Source organism: Corynebacterium sp. LK31, from assembly GCF_014335015.1.
Lineage (GTDB): Bacteria > Actinomycetota > Actinomycetes > Mycobacteriales > Mycobacteriaceae > Corynebacterium > Corynebacterium jeikeium_D.
The window spans coordinates 473,634-490,527 of the sequence record NZ_PDGW01000011.1; the positions used below are offsets into that span (position 1 = coordinate 473,634).

The 16,894-nt window shown below is 58.8% G+C and carries 14 protein-coding genes; 11 read left to right on the top strand and 3 right to left on the bottom strand.

What is annotated here, in order from left to right:
• Positions 1–263 precede the first annotated feature (263 nt).
• The 6 genes from CRD18_RS04400 to CRD18_RS04425 all read left to right on the top strand — a co-directional run bounded on the left by CRD18_RS04400 (position 264) and on the right by CRD18_RS04425 (position 7,216).
• The gene (locus CRD18_RS04400) at positions 264–773 is read left to right on the top strand and encodes a DUF6676 family protein (protein ID WP_049193487.1); all 510 of its coding nucleotides are present in this window, start codon (positions 264–266) and stop codon (positions 771–773) included.
• A 630-nt stretch (positions 774–1,403) separates the two neighbouring features.
• Positions 1,404–3,023: a DIP1281 family NlpC/P60 protein gene (locus CRD18_RS04405; protein ID WP_049193489.1), complete on the top strand. Its 1,620-nt coding sequence runs from the start codon at positions 1,404–1,406 to the stop codon at positions 3,021–3,023.
• Between the two features lie 54 nt (positions 3,024–3,077).
• Positions 3,078–4,082: a MoxR family ATPase gene (locus tag CRD18_RS04410; protein ID WP_016422767.1), complete on the top strand. Its 1,005-nt coding sequence runs from the start codon at positions 3,078–3,080 to the stop codon at positions 4,080–4,082.
• Complete coding sequence (locus CRD18_RS04415; protein WP_070827716.1) at positions 4,082–4,930, top strand: DUF58 domain-containing protein; 849 nt, start codon at positions 4,082–4,084, stop codon at positions 4,928–4,930. Before CRD18_RS04410 ends, CRD18_RS04415 begins: the two co-directional genes overlap by 1 nt.
• Before the next feature lie 115 nt (positions 4,931–5,045).
• Complete coding sequence (locus CRD18_RS04420) at positions 5,046–6,038, top strand: VWA domain-containing protein (protein WP_049190713.1); 993 nt, start codon at positions 5,046–5,048, stop codon at positions 6,036–6,038.
• 119 nt (positions 6,039–6,157) lie between these two features.
• Positions 6,158–7,216, top strand: a complete 1,059-nt coding sequence (locus tag CRD18_RS04425; protein WP_187406523.1) for a ferrochelatase — start codon at positions 6,158–6,160, stop codon at positions 7,214–7,216.
• Positions 7,217–7,256: 40 nt separating this feature from the next.
• On the opposite strand, the gene CRD18_RS04430 is transcribed toward CRD18_RS04425, so the two are convergent.
• On the bottom strand, positions 7,257–8,114 hold the full coding sequence (locus tag CRD18_RS04430; protein ID WP_187406524.1) for a hypothetical protein: 858 nt from the start codon (positions 8,112–8,114) through the stop codon (positions 7,257–7,259).
• A gap of 65 nt (positions 8,115–8,179) precedes the next feature.
• On the opposite strand from CRD18_RS04430, the gene CRD18_RS04435 reads away from it, so the two are divergent.
• The 3 genes from CRD18_RS04435 to CRD18_RS04445 all read left to right on the top strand — a co-directional run bounded on the left by CRD18_RS04435 (position 8,180) and on the right by CRD18_RS04445 (position 11,006).
• Positions 8,180–9,034: a DUF3097 domain-containing protein gene (locus tag CRD18_RS04435; RefSeq protein WP_187406525.1), complete on the top strand. Its 855-nt coding sequence runs from the start codon at positions 8,180–8,182 to the stop codon at positions 9,032–9,034.
• Between the two features lie 60 nt (positions 9,035–9,094).
• Complete coding sequence (locus tag CRD18_RS04440) at positions 9,095–9,532, top strand: NfeD family protein (RefSeq protein WP_042388696.1); 438 nt, start codon at positions 9,095–9,097, stop codon at positions 9,530–9,532.
• A 91-nt stretch (positions 9,533–9,623) separates the two neighbouring features.
• Complete coding sequence (locus CRD18_RS04445) at positions 9,624–11,006, top strand: SPFH domain-containing protein (RefSeq protein ID WP_049193495.1); 1,383 nt, start codon at positions 9,624–9,626, stop codon at positions 11,004–11,006.
• Positions 11,007–11,010: 4 nt separating this feature from the next.
• Here CRD18_RS04445 and CRD18_RS04450 read toward each other — a convergent pair whose 3' ends face one another.
• Together CRD18_RS04450 and CRD18_RS04455 are read right to left on the bottom strand one after the other, a co-directional pair.
• Complete coding sequence (locus CRD18_RS04450; protein ID WP_049193497.1) at positions 11,011–11,583, bottom strand: hypothetical protein; 573 nt, start codon at positions 11,581–11,583, stop codon at positions 11,011–11,013.
• A 128-nt stretch (positions 11,584–11,711) separates the two neighbouring features.
• A complete protein-coding gene (locus CRD18_RS04455) occupies positions 11,712–12,383 on the bottom strand; it encodes a TVP38/TMEM64 family protein (protein ID WP_052317814.1) in 672 nt (223 codons plus the stop codon).
• Between the two features lie 385 nt (positions 12,384–12,768).
• Between CRD18_RS04455 and CRD18_RS04460 the strand changes: the two genes are divergently transcribed.
• Entirely contained in the window at positions 12,769–14,661 is a 1,893-nt protein-coding gene (locus CRD18_RS04460; protein ID WP_049193500.1) for a methylmalonyl-CoA mutase family protein, read from the top strand.
• Between the two features lie 8 nt (positions 14,662–14,669).
• Positions 14,670–16,889, top strand: coding sequence for a methylmalonyl-CoA mutase (gene scpA / locus CRD18_RS04465; RefSeq protein WP_005510731.1), 2,220 nt, complete (start codon positions 14,670–14,672; stop codon positions 16,887–16,889).
• Positions 16,890–16,894: the final 5 nt, after the last annotated feature.

A 16,894-nucleotide genomic window follows, 5' to 3' on the forward strand; every position in this document is an offset into this window, starting at 1 on the left:
TCAACCAATTAAAGCAATAATCACGACGCGGGGCACACGAGCCCACACACACGTTTTTAAGGAAGCGTTACCGTCCTTGCATCAACAATAACAGTACGAACGTTCTGTATGTAGATTGCTCGCGGCGCGCCGAGTCACACTACCCCCGTTCACATCCAGAGCAGGCCATTATAGATAGGACAAACGAAGCAGCATCTCCGCCAAATTGGGGCGCGTGGAAACCATTCTCACGCAAAACAGGAGCACGATACGGAAGGCAATTAATGCATACGCCAGCAGATTCACAGGCAGCGAAAGAAACCGTCGAGAAGGTGGTCGCTCAGCTACGCACCGACAACATCGTGACAAATAACCCACAGCTCCGAGAAGCGGTCCAGCCAATTGTCGACGATGCAGCAAATCGGGGGGTGCCCAATTTCAATATCATCTACCTAGATAGCGAGAAGATTTACCCCGTCGCCGAACAAAAGAACACCGACATCTTTTCCTTTGCCCGCCAAGTAGCGGACCAAGTCGGCGGAACGACTGTCGTGCGCACACCGGGCAATGTGGCCACCGCATCTGCCGATTTCCCCCGCGCAGCCATTGAACGCGCCGACCACGCAATGATGGAGACTCCGCGAGACTATCCGGCGGGTCTCGATGCCTATTTGCACGAGCTCACTAACTACGTCGTTCCGTGGACTCTTTACAGCCTCATCGCAGGCGTCGTTATCGTCGCACTCTTCGTCGGGCTGACGTTCTACTGGCTACACACACGCCCAACCGCCTAAGAGTTCGCTTTACGACGGACGCTGGAGTTAACGGCCCCACTGAATACATTCACCGTCCCCGGTTTTCCACCCCACGGCAAGGGACAGGGTAAATGCCCCAAAAACTGGTAGCAGTGGAGAACTCAGTCACTATCTCAATTGGATAACACTGTTGCAGTCGCCGTAACCGTGTCAACGATTTTCGCCAAGGTCAAGCATGAGCGCTTGACCTTTTCTTATGCCCGGTACCCCAGGTAAAGGTCCGCGGCAGTCCGGCACGCCGATAAGTCATCACATAGTGACATAATTCACACAGAAAACTGGGGTTCATCATAACCGCAGGCCACGGCATATAACGAAACGGTTACAAAGTGGGGGACAGTTGGTAATTTTGTTACTTATGTTTTTTTAGAGCTTTTTGACCCGTAAAGTGCTTCGTGATGCCAATAGTGGACTCAAGGGTCCAGTATTGACCAATGAAAACTCGCGGGAGCGCCGCTGTTGCTTTTGGTTCTGGTTTCGGTTCGACGTTTTTCGAAGTTCCACTCAAGACCTGGAGGCAACAACGGGAAGATATCCAACGATGGGGAAGTCGCTGGTGTCGATTCTGAGGCGTGAACGCACCCATAGGAGAAATGTAGGAGTAACGCGGTGCCGAGTAATCGCAAAGTCCGTGCATCATATTGGACTCGTCCAATTGCCGGTATTATCACGGCGGGTCTTCTGGCGACGAACACTCAGGTCGCAGCTGCACAACCACTGAATCCGAGCGACGCCCAGATCCGTCAAGCGCGTGAGGCGGCCTCTAACGCCGAGTCGTACTTGCAGTCCCTGGTCGCCGAGGTAACTTCCAGCGAGCGCCGGGTATCTGACCTCGAGCTACGCATGGGCACTCTCCGCGAGGATGTCAACAAGGCCATGGTGGACCTTGAGAACGCTCGAGATGCCGCTAACCGTGCGCGCGAGGCGGTCGACGAGGCGCGAACCCAACTCGACCGTTCCCGCGCTGAGCTCGCTAGTGCCCAGAAGCAGTTCGACGAGCTAGCACGCACCATCATGCGCCAGGGACGTTCCAGTGGCTCGATTCTCGAGGGTGCGCGAGATGCATCCGAGGCTATTAACCGTCTGTCCGCTTTGCGTCGCGAAGCGGATCGTCAAGAGCAGACCGTTGACTCTCTGGATAAGAATCGAACCGAGGCTGCTAACCAGGAGTCCACGCTTCGCAAGAAGAGTGACGAAGCTCAGCAGGCGGAAGCCACCGCAAACCAGCGAAACACCGATGCTCAGAACGCGTACTCCGAGGCAAACGAGGAGCTTCAAAAGGAGCAAGCTGATTACCAGCAGGCTCAGGTCGATCGCGATGCCGCAAAGGCATCTTTGGATGCAGCCCGAAACGCGGTCAACGAGCTGAACTCCCAGCGCCAGAATTATGAGAACGAGCAGGCCCGCAAGGAAGCGGAAGACGCCGCTGCCAAGAAGGCCGCTGAGGAAGCCGCAGCTAAGACTCGCGCCGAGGCGCAGTCGAACCAGACTGATGAGGATTCCTCTTCTGAGTCCACAAATGAAAGCTCTAGCACCACTGGTTCTACGAGCTCGACTGGTTCCACTAGCTCCACCGACTCGACTGGTTCGAGCAGCTCCACGGATACTACCGGCTCGACTCGCTCGACTGGTTCTAACAGCTCCACTGGCTCCACCAGTTCCTCTGAGACGACCGAATCTTCGGACTCCTCTGAGTCCACCGAGACCTCGGAATCTTCTAGCACCGACAGCTCGTCGTCAAGCGGCACCCCGGCGCAGACTGTGGCGCCGACGAATCCAGAGACCGGTCAGAGCACCTCGGGTTCTTCCAGCCAGAAGGTCGAGACTGTCATCGCACGCGCGATGGGGCAGCTCGGTGTCCCATACGCATGGGGCGGCGGCAACGCCAACGGCCCGACCAAGGGCATCCGTGACGGCGGAGTAGCTGACTCCCACGGCGACTACAACAAGATTGGTTTCGACTGCTCGGGCCTGACTCTGTACGCCTACGCCGCTGTCGGCATTGACCTGCCTCACTACACCGGCTACCAGTACCAGCGCGGAAAGCACTACCCGGCATCTCAGATGAAGCGTGGTGACCTGCTGTTCTGGGGCCCGAATGGTCATGGCCACGTCGCTATCTACCTGGGCGATGGCAAGATGATTGAGGCACCGCAGTCCGGTTCTGTGGTTAAGATTTCGCCAGTCCGTTATAACGGAATGACACCGAACGTTGTCCGCCTCGTCTAGTTTCTAACGACGTGTTCTACAGGTCGGGCGACCGACCTAAAGAAGGGTTTCTCTGTGACCTACCCAACGCCCACTGACCACACGGACCTCGAGCGCGCATACGCGGAGCTGGGGAAGGTTGTGGTTGGCCAGGAGCACCTGATTAAGCAGCTCTTCATCGCGATGCTCGCAGGAGGTCATGTCCTGCTCGAAGGTGTTCCGGGTGTTGCGAAAACTCTGGCAGTGTCTACTTTTGCCACAGTGATGGGTGGGTCCTACTCCCGTATCCAGTTCACTCCGGATTTGGTGCCATCAGATATTGTCGGCACCCGGATTTTCCGCCAGGACACCTCGGAGTTCATTGTCGAGCCCGGCCCGGTCATGTCAAATATCGTGCTCGCTGATGAAATCAACCGCGCACCGGCGAAGGTGCAGTCGGCTCTGCTGGAAGTCATGGCAGAGCACCAGGTGTCCATCGCAGGGGAGTCCACGCCAGTACCGGAGCCGTTTTTGGTTCTGGCCACGCAAAACCCAATCGAAAACCAGGGTGTCTACCCACTGCCGGAGGCCCAGCGGGACCGTTTCCTATTTAAGGTCCTCGTGGGTTACCCCACTCCGGCGGAAGAGCGGGAGATTGTCTACCGCATGGGAGCCACCCCTCCAGTCGCGCAGCAGATTCTCACCCCAGAGAGCGTTCGGGAACTGCAGCGCGCTACCCGCGAAGTCTTTGTCCACCACACACTGATTGACTACATCGTGGCCGTCATCGAACTCACCCGCAATCCGATGCGGGCGGAGTTGAAGGATGTCGACCGCTGGCTTTCCTATGGCGCATCACCGCGTGCAACTCTTGGTGCTGTCGCGGCTGCCCGCGCCCACGCGCTGTTTTCCGGTCGCGACTATGTCGTGCCGGACGATGTGGTCTCCGTGCTTCCCGACGTGCTGCGTCATCGCTTGGTCCTGTCCTATGAGGGCCTGGCCGATGGCGTTACTCCCGAACGGATTATTGACATCGTGTTGTCTCACGTGCGCCTTCCCCAAGGCGCGAGCACTGGCTCCGATGAGGGCACTGCCTCCTAATGTCAGCTCGTGAAGACGATCTTGCACGCGTCCTGGCGTACTTAGAGCTAACTGTTACGCGTAAGCTCAACGGACTTTTGCGCGGCAGCTTTCTCTCCACCGCTACTGGAGATGGCTCTGAGCCGGTTGGCTCCCGCGAATATGTCATCGGCGATGATGTTCGCCAGATGAACTGGGCAGTGACAGCCCGCACTGGAGTGCCGCACGTTCGCACCTCCGAGGCCGAGCGTGAGCTGGAGTGCTGGATCGTCGCCGAACCCGCCGCACGTCTGTCCACGGGATTGGCCGATACCACCAAACGACATCTGCTCACCGCCGCTGCCGGCGCTGTGACGATGCTTAACGACGCCCCGGGGTCCCGAACTGGATTAATCGCCGGTGGCACTCCAGTGCCCGCGGGCCAGGGCCGTGCCCACAGCTTGATGCTGCTCAAGCAGTTGGCTGACGCGACTGCTGAGCATAACCTCGCAGCGGATATTGACACAGTAATGACTCAGGCTCCGCGCGCTGGGCTGTTGGTTGTCATCTCGGATTTCCTTGGATCACTCGATTGGGCGCGCCCGCTGCGCGTTGCCTCGGCCTCGACAGAGATTATGGCGATTCGCCTGGTAGATCCAGCCGATGAAGCCTTACCTGGCGAAGGCCCGGTGGTCATGGCGGATTCCGCAACCGGCGAGACCATTGAACTCAACATCAACGACAAGACCCGCGCCGAGTATGCAGCTCAGGCTCGTGCCCACCACGAGCGTGTAATCAATGAACTGCGCAAATGCCGTGCTCGCGTTATTGCCTTGCGTACGGATTCCGATTGGGTACTGGATTTTGCTCGACAAATTGGCCAACATTAGCGTCTGAGTAACCGCTTGTTAGTGCTATCTTTTTTGGGCCACCGACTAACCGGCTATAGCCACTGGTTTATACGCGACTGTTTAGGCGACTGGATGTGAGGAAACTGATACCGCGATGACGTTCCTAAACTCAACTTTTGCGCACCCAGGGTGGCTGCTCGCACTCGCTCTGCCTCTCGTGGCAGCCGTGGCCTATTGGATCAGCACTAAGCAGCGAAAGCAACGTGCCATTGCCTTTGGCAACTTCACCATCGTTGGATCACTAGGGAATAAGTCGTCGGCACGCCTGCGCCATGTCGTAGCTATCAGTGCGCTGTTGTCGCTAGTTCTGGTCATCATTTCATTGGCTGGTCCGATTTCGGAGACCAAAGTCGCCCGCAACCGAGCGACGGTTATGCTGGTGGTCGACGTTTCGCTGTCCATGTCGGCGACAGACGTTGCGCCAGACCGCATCACTGCAGCTAAAGAAGCCGGCCAAGAGTTCGTGGAGAACCTTCCCGACGACCTCAATATCGGCCTGGTGACGTTCTCTGGTCGTGCTCGCACTGCTGTCAGCCCGACTACCAACCATGACACCGTGAATCGAGCGCTCCAGGCTGCTGAGTTAGATCAGGCGACTGCGACCGGTGATGCCATCGCAGCCGCGCTCGATGCCATCAATCAGTTCAGCGACTCAGTTCAGGGCGGGGGAGAAGGCGCCCCACCAGCTACAATCGTGCTGCTTTCCGACGGCAAACAGACCGTCCCACAAGAACTCGACGATCCCCGTGGCGCATATACCGCCGCCGCCGAAGCCGCCAAGGCCGGGGTGCCAGTCAACACGATTTCGTTCGGTACCGCGCAAGGCGCAATCACGGTTCAGGGCGAATTAATTCCAGTGCCTAACGACGACGATTCGCTGCGAGAGATCGCCCGTCGAACAAAAGGTGAGTTCTTCAGCGCTGGTTCCCTCGAGCAGCTCCGCGATGCCTATGGCTCACTGGAAGATGACATCGGTTACGAACTCAAGCGGGCCGAGAATCCGAGGCCCTATCTGATCGCAGCCTTCGCGATGCTGCTAGTGACCGTGGGCTCACTGCTTGTGACCAATCGTCGAATTCCGCAGTAGGGCTGGGTTAGGGTGCCGTCGTAAAGCGATTTGTATGGAACCCGATTGGCAGGAGACGCCGGGGGCATTGAGCAGTCGTCTTATGGAGTCCTCAGACTGCGCTACTAACATGATTAGCTATGTCTTCTGATAATTTTGACGCTATTTTGCTGTTGTCTTTCGGCGGTCCCGAAAAGATGGCCGATGTGCGTCCCTTCCTGGAGAATGTCACCCGCGGCCGCGGAATTCCGCCGGAGAGGTTGGACGAAGTCGGTGCACACTACGCGCACTTTGGCGGTAAGTCCCCGCTCAACGATTTAAACCGCGAAATTGTCTCCAACCTTAAGGCTGAGCTCACTCGCCGTGGCTATGACTTGCCTGTTTATTTCGGCAATCGCAATTGGCATCCGATGGCTGAAGACACCGCGGCAAAGATGGCTGATGACGGTGTTAAGCGAGCGCTCGTTTTCGCCACTAGCGCCTGGGGCGGCTACTCCGGCTGCCGCCAGTATCACGAAGACATTGCTCGGATGCGCGAATCTCTGGGCGACCGTGCTTTTGACATGGAGAAAATCCGGAGCTTCTACGATCATCCGCTCTTTATAAAAGCCTATGCAGACGCAGTGCGTGAGGCGTTTGCCAAGCTACCGGATGACCACCGTGAGGACACCCGGCTTATTTTCACCGCTCACTCTATTCCGGTCTCGGCGGACAAGGCATCCGGGCCGGTAGAGCTCGGCGGAAATCTTTACTCCCGCCAGGTCAACGAAGCAGCACGGCTCGTCGCCGACGCAGTGGGTATCACCGACTTTGACGTCGTCTGGCAGTCCCGCTCTGGCCCGGAGCACGTGCCGTGGTTGGAGCCTGACATCGTCGACCACGTTGAAGCGAAGGTCGCCCAAGGCCTTCGATCCGCAATAGTGTGCCCGATTGGCTTCATCTCGGATCATGTTGAGGTCGCCTGGGATTTGGATGCTGAGCTTCAGGATGAAATGGCTCATCACGACATCGTCATCGAGCGGGTCGCAACGCCTGGTCCGACGGCTACTTTCACTGACATGCTCGTGGAGCTCATCGAAGAGCGCATCGCAGATGCCGAACCCCGCCATCTGGGAAGTGAACCGCTACTCGGCTCGGCCTGCAACGGCGCTCCCTGCGCCGCATCCTGTTGTACCCCGGCAAAGCGCCGCCCACACTGATTCCTTTGGTTTCAATCGGGCCTCGGGGCAGGGCAAATCTCTAGCGAGTCCACTCCTGAATCGCGTATTCCACCGCGCTCATCCGCGCCTGCCGGATCTTTCGCCACAGCGGGATGAGCTGCGCGTCAAACGCGGCGCTGCCGTGCCCGGACTCGCTGCCCTGTGCCACCGCCAGAATCGACGACACCCGATCAGCTCTGGCGAGCACTCCCAGTGCACGGCGCGGCACATCATCCGGCACAAAGGCCATGTCCAGGTGGTCATCGAGCATGCCGACCATCAGCCGGGGATCCACCTTCGGGGTACCACTGCTTGACGACGTCAGCGGTGAACGCGGCATCGCCGCAATAGTGGCAGCCGCAACTCGCGCCGCATCCGCCAGCTGCAAATCTGCCTCGCCAGGGGAGAGATAGGCCGGCTCCGGGATGTGTCCTTCGAGCGTGTACCAGTGCCACTGCGGCAGACCGGGCACCGGCGATGTCACTGGTACGAGCACATGGTTCCAACCCGGCTCCGCATCCGCAATCACAATGGCCGAGCCTGCTGCGCGTGCGGCCTCAGCGGCGTCGGTTCCCGCAGGCAGTGCAGGTGCGTCACCGGGGCCGGAGAGAATAAGGCGGACGAGGGGACGATGGTCACTGTGCCAATCTCCCGCGTCAGTAACTGTTCGAAGAAGGCGGAGCATGTCGCTTCGATCGAGATCAGCGTCGCAATCGATGACATTCGGAACCATGGCGTCGGCAAGCACGAATGTCCCCGGAACTGACGTGGGCCCGCCGAGCGAGTCAAGAGCATCGAGGAGATGATCGTAGTTTTCCAAACCCGACAACCATGCGCCCAGCCAAAGGGCGATGTGCTGAGTTGGACTCCAGACCTGGTCGAGAACACTGCGCTGCATAGTGCAGCTCATCCTAGTGCAGTGTGTCGTCGGTCCCGTAACCGATGCTGTTAATCTCAGTACCCATGAGCTTTCAAGACCCGTACCGCAATCAGGACGTGTTTGCTGGCGCACGTGGCCACCGCCGTCGTATCCCGCAGCCGGCACGCGAGGTAACAGCAGAAAATGGTGTTGTCGTCGAGGCGTCCTATGACGGATTCGTCGGTGCAATTATCGGGTTGGAGAAAACTTTCGACGGCTGGTGCGTCCGGCTGGAGGGCCGCCACGGCAAGTCACGGCTGTTTCCCATGCACGAGCGCGGTTTTCTCATCGACGGCAAACCTGTGACTCTGGTACGGCCGAAGGCACAACCAAAGAAGCCCTCGCAGGATCTGTCGGCATCGGGCTCGCGCAGGGTCCACAACGTCAAGGCTAAGGTTGCTCTACCCAGCCGTATCTGGGTAGAGGGTATTCATGACGCGGCAATTGTCGAGAAAGTATGGGGCCACGATCTGCGTGTTGAGGGCGTAGTCGTCGAGTATCTGGAGGGCTTGGACAACCTTCCAGAACGCTTGGCCGAATTTGGCCCAGGTCCGAAGCGCCGCGTCGGAGTCCTGGCAGACCACTTGGTGGAAGGCAGTAAAGAAAGCCGCATGACTCAGCAGCTCGGCCCGCACGTGATGGTCACAGGCCACCCATTTATCGATGTCTGGCAAGCGGTCAAACCCTCGTCGGTAGGCATCGAGGCATGGCCGGAAGTTCCCTACGGGGAGGACTGGAAGACAGGAATCTGCCGTCGCTTGGGTTGGGGAGACGACCCCAAGGAGGGCTGGCGACGCGTCTACGCAGGTGTACACACCTACCGTGATCTGGAGTCAGATTTGATTGGCGCAGTTGAGCGCCTGGTCGACTTCGTAACTGAGCCACATATGCAGTACTGACCCCGGAATACTGGCTCCACTCGCCCCACATTTGTTCTGCAAAGTAGGTAGGGTGAGGGCGTGATTCCTCTCCTTTGGCTCGGAGCAAGCCTCCTACTGGTTCTCGGTGAACTCGCAGTCGGAGATTTAGCACTGTTAATGCTCGGAGGTGGTGCACTGGCAGCGTCCGGTGCGAGCCAGCTTGGAGCGCCGCTTTGGCTATCAGTGGTTATCTTCGCCGTTGTGTCCGCCGCACTTGTGCTGACAGTTCGCCCTGTGTTGCGCAAAAAGATGGCAAAACCGGACAAGTCCGCCGAACTGGAGTCGCGTCCGGAACTGCTAGCGGGCCGTCATGCTGAGGTCATCGAGCCAGTTTCCTCGTCAGCGGGCCTGATTAAGGTCAATGGCGAGTTGTGGAGCGCGCGCAGTCTTCTGACTGCGCAGACCTTCGATGCGAAGGAAAGAGTCACGATTGTAGAGATTTCGGGCAATACCGCAGTAGTGGACAAGCTGCTCTGAGCAGCCAACTCACTTAAAGGGCGCTCGGAGCACTCTTAGTTACTGACCATTAAATAACTGACCACACAGTTTCTAGCTACGAGGGAATCCCATGGAAGGCTTTATCATCCTCGTCGTTTTCATTCTCGTGGTTGTTACCTTGGTTCTCAAAGCGATTGTCCTGGTTCCTCAGGGTGAAGCGGCAATCGTAGAGCGACTGGGACGATACACGCAGACACTGAACAGCGGCCTGAACTTCATCATCCCGATCATTGACCGAGTGCGCGAGAAGGTCGATACCCGTGAGCGTATGGTTACCTTCCCGCCACAGGCAGTGATCACCGAAGACAACCTGACTGTGGCTATCGATACCGTCGTGACCTTCCAGGTCAATGAACCGGATCGGGCAATTTACGGTATCGATGACTACATCTTCGGCGTCGAACAGATCACCACCGCAACGCTTCGCGACGTCGTGGGTGGCCTGACACTGGAAGAGACACTGACTTCCCGTGACTACATCAACCGCCGTCTGCGCGGCGAGCTGGACGAGGCCACTGCCAAGTGGGGTCTTCGTATCGCTCGTGTGGAGCTAAAGGCCATTGAGCCGCCACCGTCGATTCAGCAGTCGATGGAAAAGCAGATGAAGGCCGATCGCGAGAAGCGCGCCATGATTCTGACTGCGGAAGGTACCCGCGAAGCCGATATTAAAACTGCTGAGGGCCGTAAGCAGGCACAGATTCTCGCCGCCGAAGGTAACAAGCACGCAGCAATTCTGGCTGCTGAAGCTGAGCGTCAGGCAACCATTCTGCGCGCTGAGGGTACTCGCGCCGCTACCTACCTTGAGGCACAGGGTAATGCTCGCGCTATCCAGAAGGTCAACGCAGCTGTTAAGGCTTCACAGTTGACACCTGAGATTCTTGCCTGGCAATACCTGGAGAAGCTGCCTGAGCTGGCAAATAAGGACGGCAATACTGTTTGGATGATTCCGTCGCAGTTCGGCGACAGTCTCGAGAGCTTCGCTAGGGCTTTCGGCAAGAAGGATGCCGACGGTATCTTCCGCTACGAGCCTCCGGCCGTGAGCCGAGAGACCAAGGAAGAGGCTGAGCAGGGCCGCGACGAGAACTGGTTCGACATGTCGACTAACCCGGAGTTGGCTCGTGCAGTTGCCGCGGCGAACGAGGTCGCTAACCGCCCGGTTGATGATCCGGTAGCTGCAGCAGCTGGTAATACCCCTGAGAGGAAGAAGAATCGCCGCGCTGATTCGGCTCAGCCCGCTCAGCCTGAACAGTTGGGTGGCCAGAACGGCCCGGCAGCGGTTGAACCTGCGACACCGGCTGCGCCCGCTGCGCCGTCAGTTCCTTCCGGCAAACGTGACCTGCCCTCGGCTCCTGGCACCGGTAATACCAATGCAGGCAGCGGTGCGCACTCCACCGATCGTCCAGATTTTTCTGGATGGTCACGTGACCCTTACGCCCCGGAAAATGGGCAGTAAGTTTTTATAACTCATCAGCTCGCTGAAGCAGGTGGACGGCCAGGTTCCATCCGGCCAGCTCCGCCTGCCAGCCAGCTGCAGCGAGGCGCTGATTGACGGCCTGCTTAGAAACTCCCAATTCTTCCGCGGCCTCTACCTGTGAATAACCAGCGCGAACCAAACCAGTTGCCTCGCGCCCTTCGGGGGACCTGCGAGAGATAACGTGGTGCAGCAATGTGAATGCTGCACCAATATCCTCCGAGTAGTCCTTACCACGCGGATCGTTAGTCCGAATGCGGGTTTTTACCGTACCGGCTCTGCCTCCCTTACCGACGACTGAGCTCGATGCCAGATGCGCTTGCTCAATGTCGTCCTGAGGACAAACACCGATACCTATCGCCCAGTCACCTGCGGCCAATAGCGCCAGCACAAGCGTGGTGACTCCCACAGCATTTTCAGGAGCTGCGCGAAGCTCTTCGATACCTGCAACCTCAACAGTTCCTACGCCTTCCAGGCCGGAAAGTGCCTGCGCAGAGGCCTGAACGTGATCTGCCCTGCGAGTAGATCGACCGCGATACCTGGCAAAGACTGAGTACATACGCTCTAGTCTAGCCCCACCCCTTGACAGTTGGGCTAAGACACGTTCCTTCGCTCCGCAAACTCACAGGCAACCAACACCAGCTCGCCGAAAAACTCACGCCTAGCTCAAGAGCGCCAAGCGGTGTTTTAACGTTTCGAAGAACCGGTTACGACAGGGAACTTGGCGTCCGCAAGAAGTCCCAGCAAACCAAGCACGAGCAGAATTCCCGTGGCCACCGCAAAGCGCACGTCGAAGCCGACCAACAGCGCGTCGCCAAGCAGAACGACGGCGAGTGTGTTCGGCGCCGAACCTAGGGCAGTGGCGATGATATACGGCACGATGCGTATCGACGACAGCCCACAGGCGTAGTTGAGAAACGAAAATGGCACGCCAGCAATCATGCGCAAGCTGAGCACTGTGAGCCAGCCGCGTTGCTCCAACCGATGGTCGAGACTGAGAAGACGGCGGTTGGTCAGGTGCGTGCGAAACCAATCGCGCCCCAAAAACCGCACAATGCATAGGGAGAGAAGGGCAGAAACCGTCGTCGCAGTAATTGCCAGCAGGAAACCGAGCACTGGCCCGAAGAGGATTCCGGAAGCCAAAGTGAATACGGTGCGGGGGATTGGGAACTGAGTCAGTGCAACGTATGCGAGGAAGTAGAGGAGCGGGAACCAGTCACCGGCATCGATGGACCACTGCCGGATGGTAGCGACCGTGGGAACATCGACGTACAGCGTGACGACGACCCCCACACCTACGGCTAGCACCAGCAGAACCTTTTTGAGTGTAGGGGTAATTCGCACATCGGATACGTTCACCCATTTGAGGTTACCGGGGATTGCGGGGAAGCGTGTGACCTGCGCGTTGGAGGCTCTGCGAGGAGGGGTAGTCAGCGGCTAAAGGCGTTTGCCCATTATTTCACTAGGATGGGAATCAAGGTCACTATGCCTTGGCTCGAGCACTTGACGTGCCCGTCAGCACAAACCGAACGTAAGGGTATTGCACAAGTAGCTGAAAAGTTCAGTGCACGGACACTCGGGTGAGTCTTAGCGTCTGACTAGTGGCTCTTATTGACTATTGGAGGAAGCCAACGCCTTTAGATCCCTTTCCGTCGCGGAGAATTCGGAAATTGTCGCAGCCGAATTTCCTCGGCCGTGGATTGATAGGGGCGTTGCTTAGAACATGTAAGGGAGAAGGTCTGTCGTGACTGACCGAACGACCCCCGAATCACCTTCCACGCTGCCACCAAACTTCGAGGAATTGCAGAATTCCTGGTATCAGGGCGTGGCCAAGGTATTCGCGCGGGTGCACAAGCAAGACGTTGCAGATGTACCGCTCGATATTTGGAAACGACTGATCCAGACCACCTATGACGGTGTGGATGTCCGCCCGCTCTACACCCGCGCGGACGAGCTCGCGGAAAGCCCAGCTCCGGGCCAGTTCCCATTCGTCCGTGGCGCAAAAGTCACTTCGGACAACACCAACGGTTGGGGCGTTCGGGAAACCTTCGGTCGCCAGTACCCAGGTGAGGATGCACTTGACCCAAAGGCCGTCAACGAGACTCTGCTGACTGCCCTGGAAAACGGCACCACGGACATCTGCCTGGACTTCACCGGCTCCCTCGAAGCCGCTGATGTACCGGCTCTGCTCAACAACGTCTACGTCGACCTTGCTCCGATTGCCGTGCATGCCGGTAAGAAGACTGCGCAGGTTGCGGAAGCACTGACGTCCTACATCGAGCAGGCAAACCCGACTAATCCGGACGCCGTCGCAGTCGAGCTTTCCGCGGCTCCGCTGACCTCCGCTTTTGCCGGTATTGACGATATTTCTCTCGACGAGGCCACGCAGCTGGCCGTCAAGGCGGCTAAGCAGCCGGGCGACGTCCGTGCCCTGCTTGTCGACGGCGTTGTTTTCTCCAACCTGGGTGCAAACAACATCCAGGAGATTGGCTACAGTCTCGCCGTTGGTGTCGCCTACTTGCGTGCGCTGACCGACGCGGGCTTGAGCGCTGAAGAAGCCCTCGGCCAGATCGCTTTCCGCTTTGCCGCTACCGACGACCAGTTCGACACCATTGCGAAGTTCCGCGCCGCTCGCGTTCTCTGGGCCCGCGTTGCTGAGGTTATCGGCGCCCCTGAAGCTGGCCGCGCTCCGATGCACGCCGTGACAGCCCCGGTCATGTTCAGCCAGCGCGATCCGTGGGTCAACATGCTGCGTGTGACTGTCGCCTCCTTCGCCGCAGGTGTCGGCGGTGCCTCCTCAGTTGAGGTTCTGCCGTTTGATTACGCAGTTGTCGGCGGCATGCCGAACGTCTCCAAGACTTTCAAGGCTCGCATCGCTCGCAACACCAATCTGTTGCTGCTGGAAGAGTCTCACCTTGGTTACGTCGCCGACCCAGCAGGTGGCTCCTACTTCGTCGAAGACCTGACCGAAGAAATGGCCGACAAGGCATGGGAGATCTTTACCGGCACTGAGGCCGGCGGCGGTTTCGCCTCCGCGGAGGCCGATATTCGCGCCGCCCTGGACGCTACCTGGGAAAAGCGCCGCGCCGACATCGCACACCGCCGCACCAAGGTCACCGCCATCAACGAGTTCCCGAACCTGGCTGAGGCCCCACTGGCTCCTGAGGCCCGCCCGGAGGGCGACCCGATTCGCCGTTGGGCCAGCGACTTCGAGGCGCTGCGCAACCGCTCCGATGACTTCCTGGCTGAAAAGGGCAACCGTCCGCTGATTGCCATGCTGCCGCTGGGTCCGCTGGCCAAGCACAACATCCGCACTGGATTTACCTCCAACCTGCTGGCTTCCGGCGGTATCGCCGTCGCCAACCCCGGCCAGGTAGTGCCGGGCGAGGCAGGTTTCGAAGAGGCAGTGAAGGCCTCACCGATTGTCGTGCTGTGCGCAGCCGACAGCGAGTACGAGGCCTCGGGCCAGGACGCTGTCAAGGCCGCCCGCGCCGCCGGCGCTAAGGAGGTCTTGGTGGCCGGCTCCGAGAAGAGCTTCGCCAATGCCGCTGAGGACGCTCGCCCCGACGGATACCTGAACATGACCATCGATGCTGTCGCGGAGCTGTCCCGACTGCTGAACGAACTGGGAGCGTGAAGGAAGTAATGACCACCATCCCAAATTTCGCTGACATCTCCCGCAACACCGACGACGCAGCCGCTGCCACCAACAAGGCAGCTGCCGCGGAAGCTGGTGAAGTGTGGACCATTCCAGAGGGCATCGATGTCAAGCGCGTCTACGATCGCGCTGACCGCGACGCCGCTGCTGCCGAGGGCCACCCGGTAGATTCTTTCCCGGGTATCGCCCCATTCATGCGCGGGCCGTACCCGACCATGTACACCAACCAACCGTGGACTATTCGCCAGTACGCTGGCTTCTCCACCGCAGCTGAGTCCAATGCCTTCTACCGCCGCAACCTCGCGGCCGGCCAGAAGGGCCTTTCGGTCGCTTTCGACCTGGCTACCCACCGTGGCTACGACTCGGACAACCCGCGTGTGTCCGGCGACGTCGGTATGGCCGGCGTGGCAATTGACTCGATTTACGACATGCGTGAGCTCTTCCAGGGCATTGACCTGGGCGGCGTCTCGGTGTCTATGACCATGAACGGCGCTGTGCTGCCGATTCTGGCCTTCTACATTGTCACCGCTGAAGAGCAGGGCGTTTCGACCGAGCAGCTGCGCGGTACGATCCAGAACGACATTCTCAAGGAGTTCATGGTTCGTAACACGTACATCTACCCGCCGAAGCCTTCGATGCGAATCATCTCCTCGATCTTCGAGTACACCTCGGCAAAGATGCCGAAGTTCAACTCGATTTCGATTTCCGGCTACCACATTCAGGAAGCGGGCGCGACGGCCGACCTTGAGCTCGCTTACACGCTTGCCGACGGCATCGAGTACCTGCGGGCCGGTATTGACGCTGGCCTGGAAGTTGATAAGTTCGCTCCGCGTCTGTCCTTCTTCTGGGGCATCTCGATGAACACCTTCACCGAGATCGCCAAGCTGCGTGCAGGCCGCATCCTCTGGTCCGAGCTGGTTGGCAAGTTTGGCCCGAAGAACCCGAAGTCCCAGTCCCTGCGTACTCACTCGCAGACCTCTGGTTGGTCGCTGACCGCTCAGGATGTCTACAACAACGTCGCGCGTACTGCTGTTGAGGCTATGGCCGCAACACAGGGCCACACCCAGTCGCTGCACACCAACGCACTGGACGAGGCTCTGGCACTGCCGACTGACTTCTCAGCCCGTATTGCTCGTAACACTCAGCTGCTGCTTCAGCAGGAGTCCAACACCACGCGTCCGGTTGATCCGTGGGCTGGTTCCTACTACATCGAGTGGCTGACTAATGAGCTGGTCAAGCGTGCACGCCAGCACATCGACGAGGTCGAAGAGGCCGGCGGTATGGCACAGGCCACCATCGAGGGCATTCCGAAGCTGCGTATTGAAGAGGCTGCAGCTCGTACGCAGGCCCGTATTGACTCGGGTCGTCAGGCTCTCATCGGCGTGAATAAGTACCAGGTCGAAGAGGACGAGGCCATCGAGGTTCTCAAGGTTGAGAACTCCCGCGTGCGCCAGGAGCAGATTGACAAGCTGGCTCGCCTGCGCGCCGAGCGCGACGAGGAAGAGGTTCAGAAGGCACTGGCCGCTCTGACCGACGCTTGCCGTAACCCGGGTGAACCGGGGGACCTGGACAAGAACCTTTTGAAGCTCGCTGTCGACTGTGCTCGCGCCATGGCCTCCATCGGTGAAATCTCCGACGCCATGGAAGAGGTCTTTGGCCGCCATCAGGCCGAGATCCGTACTCTCTCCGGCGTCTACAAGGACGAAGTTGGCAAGGAGGGAGCCGTGTCCAACGTCTCCAAGGCCATCGCCATGGCCGATAAGTTCGAAGAGCAGGAAGGTCGCCGTCCCCGTATCTTCCTGGCCAAGATGGGCCAGGATGGTCACGACCGTGGCCAGAAGGTCATCGCGTCCGCCTACGCGGACCTCGGCATGGACGTTGACGTGGGACCGCTGTTCCAAACTCCGGAGGAGGCCGCCAAGTCGGCAGTCGACTCGGATGTCCACGTCGTCGGTGTTTCTTCGCTGGCCGCCGGACACCTGACGCTCGTTCCTGCCCTGCGCGATGAGCTGGCAAAACTGGGTCGTGAGGACATCATGATTGTTGTCGGTGGTGTTATCCCACCGGGCGACTTCCAGGAACTCTACGATGCCGGCGCCGCGGCTATTTACCCGCCGGGCACTGTCATCGCTGATTCGGCAATCGACATGATGACCAAGCTCTCTAACGAGCTGGGCCTCGACCTTGCCGTTGACGAAGAGTCCTAAATAAC

Excerpts from the sequence above, each read along its gene's own strand:
- CRD18_RS04415 (WP_070827716.1), top strand. The coding sequence starts at position 4,082 with ATGTCAGCTCGTGAAGACGATCTTGCACGCGTCCTGGCGTACTTAGAG.
- CRD18_RS04430 (WP_187406524.1), bottom strand. The coding sequence starts at position 8,114 with ATGCAGCGCAGTGTTCTCGACCAGGTCTGGAGTCCAACTCAGCACATC.
- CRD18_RS04420 (WP_049190713.1), top strand. The coding sequence starts at position 5,046 with ATGACGTTCCTAAACTCAACTTTTGCGCACCCAGGGTGGCTGCTCGCA.
- CRD18_RS04450 (WP_049193497.1), bottom strand. The coding sequence starts at position 11,583 with ATGTACTCAGTCTTTGCCAGGTATCGCGGTCGATCTACTCGCAGGGCA.
- CRD18_RS04425 (WP_187406523.1), top strand. The coding sequence starts at position 6,158 with ATGTCTTCTGATAATTTTGACGCTATTTTGCTGTTGTCTTTCGGCGGT.
- CRD18_RS04435 (WP_187406525.1), top strand. The coding sequence starts at position 8,180 with ATGAGCTTTCAAGACCCGTACCGCAATCAGGACGTGTTTGCTGGCGCA.
- CRD18_RS04400 (WP_049193487.1), top strand. The coding sequence starts at position 264 with ATGCATACGCCAGCAGATTCACAGGCAGCGAAAGAAACCGTCGAGAAG.
- scpA (WP_005510731.1), top strand. The coding sequence starts at position 14,670 with ATGACCACCATCCCAAATTTCGCTGACATCTCCCGCAACACCGACGAC.
- CRD18_RS04445 (WP_049193495.1), top strand. The coding sequence starts at position 9,624 with ATGGAAGGCTTTATCATCCTCGTCGTTTTCATTCTCGTGGTTGTTACC.